We start from the raw sequence: 4,789 nt of genomic DNA on the forward strand, positions 1-4,789 counted from the left end.
AGGCGTATCGCCTCAGCCGGCCATCCATCCGCCGTCGACCATCAGGTTGACGCCGGTGATGTAGCTCGCCATGTCGCGATTAATCGAGCGCACGGGGAGCAGCATCAGCGAAGCTTCATGGTATTGTCCGTAACATCGAAGCCGGTGACCGGCTGTCCGGTCGGTTTTGCTGCATTCGGCCGTGCGCATACGAGCAGCCGGCCGCATCCGGTGTCGGCGAACAGCTCACCACGATGGCAAACTATTTCCCCCCTGACGATCGTGGTCTGCGGCCATCCCTCGACCTCCATTCCCTCATAGGGCGTGTAGTCCAATTCGTCGTGGAGCGTGTCTTTGCCGATCCGAACGCGCTTTTTCTCGTTCCAGACAACGAAGTCGGCATCTGCACCAGGAGCAAGAATACCCTTGCGTCCCTGCAGGCCGTAGAGCTCAGCCGGCCGCTCGGCTGTTACACGAACGAAGTCCCCGAGCGATAATCGGCCTTTGCCAACGCCCTCCGAGAACAGAAGCGGCAATCGGGTTTCAAGTCCCGGCAGACCGTAGGGAACCTTGTTGAAAGCGGCATGTTTGCCGTTCCGCATCTTTCCGTCCGGCCCTTCAAAAAAGAAGGCAGAGTGGTCCGACGAATAGACGTCGATCGAGCCATCAGCCAGCCCCTTCCACAAGGCCTTCTGATGCCGCTGGTCACGCAGCGGTGGACTGCAGCAATATTTTGCGGCCTCGAAATCCGGCCTATCGAGATCCTCTTCGCTGAGGACAAGATATTGCGGGCAGGTTTCCGCATAGGTGCGTACACCCTCGGTGCGCGACCATCGGATTTGCTCGAGCGCATCCTTGGACGATACGTGAACGATCAGGATCGGAACGTCGATGAGCTCCGCCATCGTGATCGCATGATGCGTTGCGTCCCGCTCAGCGATGATCGGCCGCGAACGGCTGAGATATTTCAGGTCGCCGTAGCCGTGCCCGAGCATCCGTTCCGTCAGCCACGCAATCAGGTCATGACTCTCGGCATGGATCATCACCATCATCTGCTCGCGGCGAGCGACCGCCAGGACATCCAAGGCGGATCGATCGTCGAGCCTCAGCGCGTCATAGGTCAGGTAGATTTTCACGGAGGTGAAGCCTTCGGCAGCAAGCGCCGGGATGTCCGTCTCCAGGGTTTGCGGTGTCGGATCGGTAACGATGAGGTGGAAAGCATAATCCACGACCGATTGGCCAGCCGCCCGCGCCTTGTAGTCCTCGACTGCGGCCCGCAATGACGTGCCGCGATGCTGTACTGCAAAGGGCATCAACGTTGTTGTTCCGCCAAATGCGGCTGGAATGGACGCCGATCGAAATGTGTCGGCCGTTCTCGCACCTGTCGACGTCAGCTGGTCGATATGGCAATGGGCATCGATCCCACCGGGCAAAATCAAATGGCCTTCGGCATCGAGCTCACGCCGACCGCTTGGCAGCCCCTTGCCGATTGCCGCAATCACCCCTCCAGTACTCGCGATATCGCCTTCGACGAGGCCATCGGGCGTGAAGATGCGCCCGTTTCTCACGACGAGATCAAAGTCAGCCATAGCCCTGCCCTTTCAAGAAGTTGCTGTGAGAAGCAATCCAGCCCATGTAGTCGGCGAAGGCGGCGTCGAGGCCATAGCGCGGCTCGAATCCGATTTCGCCGTGCAATCGCTCGATCGCGAGAGGAGGCCTGTCACTTCCGCCGTGGAAATCGACCGTCGCCTCCTCCCCGGGTTCGGCGAGGCGATACTCAAATGCTGGAAAAGAGCGAGCCAGTCGATCGCACCAATCGGCAACCGTCCATTCATATCCCAGCCCGATATTCACAGGTCCCGATATTGGGCCCTCCGCACTCAGAACCTTCATAACCGCAGTGGCGACATCGCGGCTATAGATCCAGTCTCTGCGCCCGGGCCGGGGCAATACACAGGGCTGCCCGCCAAAGCGAGCAATTGCAGTCGTCTGCAGGATCGCACTCAACGTGCTTCGAACGCCTGAGGAATGCTCCCACGGCCCAAACACGGAACCCAGACGCACGCAGCGAAGAGAAATTCGCTCGTGCGACGCGAGCCGTTCTGCAAGACGCTCGGCGGCGTATTTCGAGATTGCGTAGACCGAGTGCGGCGATGGCGCGGTACGAACTTCATCCAGCGTCTCCGTCGCGCCGGCATGCGAGCCATAGACCGACGCAGACCCAAGAAAGACCATCCTGCGAAGACGTGTGCGGGCTGCGGCGCGAATGGCGTTGACCGTGCCGCCGACATTGATCGCAAGCGTCAAATCAACGGATGACGCCTCGTTGGCATCATTGGGCGTCACCGCCGATCCGTGAATGACCGCATCGGTATCTTGAGCCGCCGCCAGCAACCGCTCGGCGTCACGGATATCGCCTTCGACGATTTCGATCCGACCGGGCAGTCGGCTGAATTCGTCGAGCGTCGTCGGCAAGGCGGGGTTCCTATCGAAACTGACGACCTCAACTCCAGCGGAAAGCAGCGCCTCCGTGATGCCGAGGCCCAAGAAACCGGAACCGCCGGTGATAAGAACCCGCCGCACCGTCATCTATGCCAGCCATCCGCCATCGGCAGGCAGAATCGCGCCCGCCTTGCAGCTCCATCTGTCGCTCGCAGGAAACAGGGTTCCCTCATTTCAGTATTCTTTCCAGGAAGCGCTGCAGCCGCTCGCTCTTCGGATTGTCGAAGAGCTCGGCTGGCGTGCCGGCCTCGACGTCACGTCCCTGATCCATGAAGACGACACGATCGGCGACCCGCTTGGCAAAGCCCATCTCGTGCGTCGCCACAATCATCGTCATGCCTTCCGCGGCGACCTGCTCCATGGTCAGCAGCACCTCGCCGACGAGCTCTGGGTCCAGCGCCGAGGTCGGCTCGTCAAAAAGCATCACTTTCGGCTGCATTGCCAGCGCCCTGGCAATCGCCACGCGCTGGCGCTGACCACCTGAAAGGTGGTCAGGATAGCTCCCGGCTTTATGATCGAGGCCAACCTTGGCCAACATTCTGTGACCGACATCCACCGCCTCGGCCAATGGCATGCCGCGGACGTCGGTCAGGCCGAGCGTGACATTCTCGATCACGGAGAGATGCGGCCACAGATAAAAGAGCTGAAACACCATGCCAATTCCGGCGCGCAACTCCGCTAACTCGCGGCCCGCCATGGCGCGGCGTCGGCCCGAGCCATTCTCGACGTAGCCGATCGGCCGTCCATCAACCCGGATTTCACCGATATCTGGGACTTCGAGATGATTGATGCACCGAAGAAAGGTGCTCTTGCCCGATCCGCTCGGACCAATGAGACAGACAACCTCTCCCTTGTTCACCTCCATCGAAACGCCGCGCAGCGCTTGGACCGCCCCAAAGGACTTCTGAACGCCGCGGACTTGGATCATCGTTTCCATGCTTCCCATCCTTATGCGCTCGCCGCAATCGCGACCGGCTCGCCGTCAATGACCTTCAGAAGCCGCTTGCGCCGCGCACTCAAACCGCGCTCCTCGAACTTCATCTGGCGCTCGAGAAGCACCTGAAGCCCAGTCAGGCAGCTTGTGAGACAAAGATAAATGACACCCGTGGCGGACAGGATTTCGATGGCACGATAGGTGCTCGAATAGATCGCCTGCGCCGTCAGCATCAGTTCCTGAACCGTGATCACCGAGGCAAGTGAGGAGTTCTTCGTATGGCTGATGAAGTTGCTCATGTAGGGTGGAATGATGATCCGAACCGCCTGGGGCAGAAGGATCTTGCGGACGATTGCGGGGTATCGCATGCCGATCGCCTGGGCGGCTTCGATCTGACCGACATGGACCGCTTGCAGGCCGGCGCGAAAGATCTCGGTGTTATAGGCAGCCGAACTCACCGAGAAGGCAATGATCGCAGCCGGGAATGCATCCAGCGTGACGCCGAACATGGGCGCGGCGTAGTAGACAAAGAAGAGGTGCAACAGCACCGGCGTTCCGCGAAAAATCCAGACATAGGTCCAGACGAGCCCACGCAGCCAGGCCATTCGCGATAATCGGCCCAGCGCGAGGAAGAACCCGGCGATCGTCCCGATGAACTGGCTGATCAGCGTCAGCACGAGCGTCATTATGGCGGCGTTGAGCAAGGTCGGAAGATTTTTCCAGACCACCGAAAAATCGAGATCCATGATCGTATCTCCTTATGGTTTGCCTCCCGGCGGCCGCCGAGAGACAAGACGTCATCACGGAACCTTATCGACCAGCTGCGCGCTGAAATTGTCGATGCCGAAATACTTGCTCGCCCACTGATCCAGCAGGCCTTTCTGGCGCATTTCGGTAATTGCTGCGTCGATTGCCGCCTTCAGATCCGGAGATCCCTTCGGCATCGGCACGCCGACATATCGGATCTGGTACGGCTCCCCGACAATCGCGCCGATACCCTGGCGCTGCTTGAGGAAATTGGCGGCTGCCGTGTCTGGCGCGATGAGAGCATCGACACGGCCGATCGCCAGATCCTGGAACATCTCGGCGTAGCCTGCATATCCCTTGAACTGGCTGAATGCGCCGAACTTCGAAGCGATGTCCTGGGCGGGCATTTCACCATCGTTGGCGCCCGAGATCGCCCCTACGCGCTTGCCCGCCAAATCCTTGTAGCCGTTGATGCCTTCGGCCTTGGAGCTCTTCACAACCACAACCGCCGACCGGGAGTAAGGGATTGAATAATCGAAGGTCGCCTTGCGGTCCTCAGTGATGTTGACGTTGGAAAAGACGGCATCGAAACGGCCTGTTTGCAGGCCGGGGAGAATGCCCTTGAAG

General features: G+C 59.9%; 5 protein-coding genes. All 5 read right to left on the minus strand.

Features of this window, described 5'->3' with window-relative positions; genetic code table 11:
• Positions 1-104: 104 nt before the first annotated feature.
• Entirely contained in the window at positions 105-1,568 is a 1,464-nt protein-coding gene (gene hydA / locus ACPYOI_RS34905; protein WP_481415394.1) for a dihydropyrimidinase, read from the minus strand.
• The gene (locus ACPYOI_RS34910) at positions 1,561-2,568 is read right to left on the minus strand and encodes an NAD-dependent epimerase/dehydratase family protein (protein ID WP_481415395.1); all 1,008 of its coding nucleotides are present in this window, start codon (positions 2,566-2,568) and stop codon (positions 1,561-1,563) included. The genes hydA and ACPYOI_RS34910 overlap by 8 nt, the downstream gene beginning before the upstream one ends.
• An 82-nt stretch (positions 2,569-2,650) precedes the next feature.
• Positions 2,651-3,427, minus strand: coding sequence for an amino acid ABC transporter ATP-binding protein (locus ACPYOI_RS34915; RefSeq protein WP_481424061.1), 777 nt, complete (start codon positions 3,425-3,427; stop codon positions 2,651-2,653).
• Between the two features lie 2 nt (positions 3,428-3,429).
• Entirely contained in the window at positions 3,430-4,161 is a 732-nt protein-coding gene (locus ACPYOI_RS34920; protein ID WP_481415397.1) for an amino acid ABC transporter permease, read from the minus strand.
• Positions 4,162-4,215: 54 nt separating this feature from the next.
• The coding region (locus ACPYOI_RS34925) for a substrate-binding periplasmic protein (RefSeq protein WP_481424062.1) at positions 4,216-4,789 on the minus strand (574 nt) is incomplete at its 5' end.

It is taken from the genome of Rhizobium sp. SVR5-2C, from assembly GCF_056755115.1.

Excerpts from the sequence above, each read along its gene's own strand:
- hydA (WP_481415394.1), bottom strand. The coding sequence starts at position 1,568 with ATGGCTGACTTTGATCTCGTCGTGAGAAACGGGCGCATCTTCACGCCC.
- ACPYOI_RS34915 (WP_481424061.1), bottom strand. The coding sequence starts at position 3,427 with ATGGGAAGCATGGAAACGATGATCCAAGTCCGCGGCGTTCAGAAGTCC.
- ACPYOI_RS34910 (WP_481415395.1), bottom strand. The coding sequence starts at position 2,568 with ATGACGGTGCGGCGGGTTCTTATCACCGGCGGTTCCGGTTTCTTGGGC.
- ACPYOI_RS34920 (WP_481415397.1), bottom strand. The coding sequence starts at position 4,161 with ATGGATCTCGATTTTTCGGTGGTCTGGAAAAATCTTCCGACCTTGCTC.